Consider the following 2,630-nt stretch of genomic DNA (forward strand, 5'->3'; position numbering starts at 1 on the left):
ACCCGCTGCTGGGAGCGATCACGGGCCTGGCCGACGGCGGTGTCCTGTTCAGCGGACGCCTGTCCCGCCACACCCACCCCTGGCTCACCGACCACGAGATCCAGGGCGGGATCCTGCTGCCCGGGACCGCGTTGATGGAAATGGCTTTGGAAGCCGCCGACCGCAGCGGCGCGTCGCGCGTGGTGGAGCTGACGCTCGAGGCGCCGATGCTGCTGCCCGCGACCGGGGGCCTGCGGATCCAGGTCACCGTGGACGGCGCGGACGAGAACGACCAGCACCAGGTGCGGATCTACTCACAACCCCAGGACGCCGAGGCCGGCGACCAGGACGCGTGGACCAGGCACGCTTCCGGCTGGCTCGCGGTGGACGACCTCGTCTCCCCCGACGCCGACCTCGCGGTCTGGCCGCCGGCCGGCGCCGAAGCCGTCGACCTGGCGGACTTCTACCCCGCGCTCGCCGAGACCGGCTACACGTACGGGCCGGCCTTCCAGTGCGTGACGGCCCTGTGGCGGAGCGGCGACGAGCTCTACGCCGACGTCGTCCTGCCCGAGCCGCAGCAGGCGGACGCCGCGAAGTACGGAATCCACCCGGCCCTGCTCGACGCCGCGCTGCACCCGCTCGTCCAGCAGCTCGCTTCGACTGCCGGAGGCCTGCTGCTGCCGTTCGCCTGGAGCGATGTCTCGCTCTACGCGACCGGCGCGAAGGAACTGCGCGTGCGGTGGACTCCCACCGGCGCGGAGAGCGCGGCCCTGATGGTCGCCGACAGCGCGGGCCGGCCCGTGGCCTCCGTCGGCGAACTCGTATTGCGGCCGGCGCGGATCGACGCCCAGGCAGCCGCCGGGCGTGGTGCGCTCTACCGACTGGACTGGGTGCCGGTGCCGTCGATCGCCGATGCCGTCGGCTCCGTGACGGTGACGGCGGACCCGGCGTCGCTGACCGCGGTGCCCGGGCGGGTGCTGGTCCAGCTGGGCTCCGCCGAGGACGAGAGTGTTCCCGCTGCCGCGCACCGACTCACCGGCGAGGCGCTGGAACTGGTCCAGGCGTGGCTGGCCGACCAGCGCTTCGACGGCTCGCAGCTGGTCGTCGTGACCCGCGGCGCCGTCGGCACCGGGACCGGCGACACGCCCGTTGACGTGGCGGCCGGCGCGGTCTGGGGCCTGGTGCGGACGGCACAGGCCGAGCACCCCGACCGCTTCGTCCTGGTCGACCTCGACCCGGCCGACCCGGGCTTCAGCACCGAGAACCTCGACGCCGGCGTCCTGTACGGCGACGAGTCCCAGCTCGTGGTGCGCGAGGGGGAGCCGCGCGCTCCGCGGATGGTCCCGGTAACGGCTGCCGACGCCACCGCGGCCGCGGACTTCGAGGCCTTCGACCCGGCCGGCACCGTGATGATCACCGGCGGCTCCGGCACCCTGGGCGTGCTGATGGCCCGCCACCTGGTGCAGGCGCGCGGAGTGCGGCACCTCCTGCTGCTCTCGCGGCGCGGTGAGGCCGCTCCGGGTGCCGCCGAACTGGCGCTGGAACTCTCCGAGTTCGGTGCCGAGGTCCGCTTCGCCGCGTGCGACGCGGCCGACCCGGCGGCGCTGGCCGCCGTACTGGAGGCCATCCCGGCCGAACACCCGCTGACCGGAATCGTGCATGCCGCCGGCGTGCTCGACGACGGGCTCGTGGAGTCGCAGACCCCCGAGCGCATGGCGACCGTACTGCGTCCGAAGGTGGACGCCGCGTGGAACCTGCACGAGCAGACCAAGGACCTGCCGCTGGCGGCGTTCGTCGTCTTCTCGTCCATCGCGGGCGTCATCGGCAACTCCGGCCAGAGCAACTACGCGGCCGCCAACACCTTCCTCGACACCCTCGCCGCCAACCGTCGCGCCGCCGGACTGCCCGCCCACGCCCTGGCCTGGGGCCTGTGGGACCAGGCCGACGGCATGGCGGGCGGCCTCACCGAGGCCGACGTCGCCCGCTGGACCCGCTCCGGTGTGGCGCCGCTCGGCGAGGAGCGCGGGCTCCAGCTGTTCGACGCCGCACTGGCGCAGGAGCACGGACAGCTCATCCCGGCCCAGCTCGACCTGTCGGTGCTGAAGGCGCAGGCCCGTACCGCCGGGCAGCAGGCCCCTGTGGTCTTCCGCTCCCTGGTGCGCGGGCCGGTGCGGCGCGGCGTCGTGACGAGCGCGGGCCACGACAGCTGGACCGACCGGATGGCAGCCCTGGCGGAGACGGAGCGGACGCGCGCGATCACCGAGACCGTGCGTTCCGTCGTCGCTCTGGTCCTCGGCCACTCCGGCTCCGCGACCATCGATGTCGAACGGGCCTTCAAGGACCTCGGGTTCGACTCGCTCACCGGCGTCGAACTGCGCAACCAGCTCAACACCGCCACCGGCCTGCGGGTGCCGACCACGCTCGTCTTCGACCACCCGTCGCCGCGTGCCGTCATCGACTACCTGCTCGCCAGGATCGCCGACGCGGCCGGTACGGCGAGCGCGGTGACGACGGGCGTGCCGGCCTTGCTGACGCGGTCGGCCTCCGAGGACGACAACGAGCCGATCGCCGTGGTGGGCATGGCGTGCCGCTACCCCGGTGGAGTGGCGAGCGCACAGGACCTCTGGGACCTGGTGGCGGGCGGAGTGGAC

1 protein-coding gene is annotated in these 2,630 nt (G+C 73.7%); it reads left to right on the forward strand.

Annotated features, from left to right (window positions below; genetic code table 11):
* Window positions 1–2,630: SDR family NAD(P)-dependent oxidoreductase (locus ACFVXG_RS46085; protein WP_387936496.1), on the forward strand; the 2,630-nt coding region annotated here is incomplete at both ends.

The sequence above is a fragment of the Kitasatospora sp. NPDC058162 genome, from assembly GCF_042884005.1.
In the GTDB taxonomy this organism is placed as follows: Bacteria; Actinomycetota; Actinomycetes; order Streptomycetales; family Streptomycetaceae; genus Kitasatospora.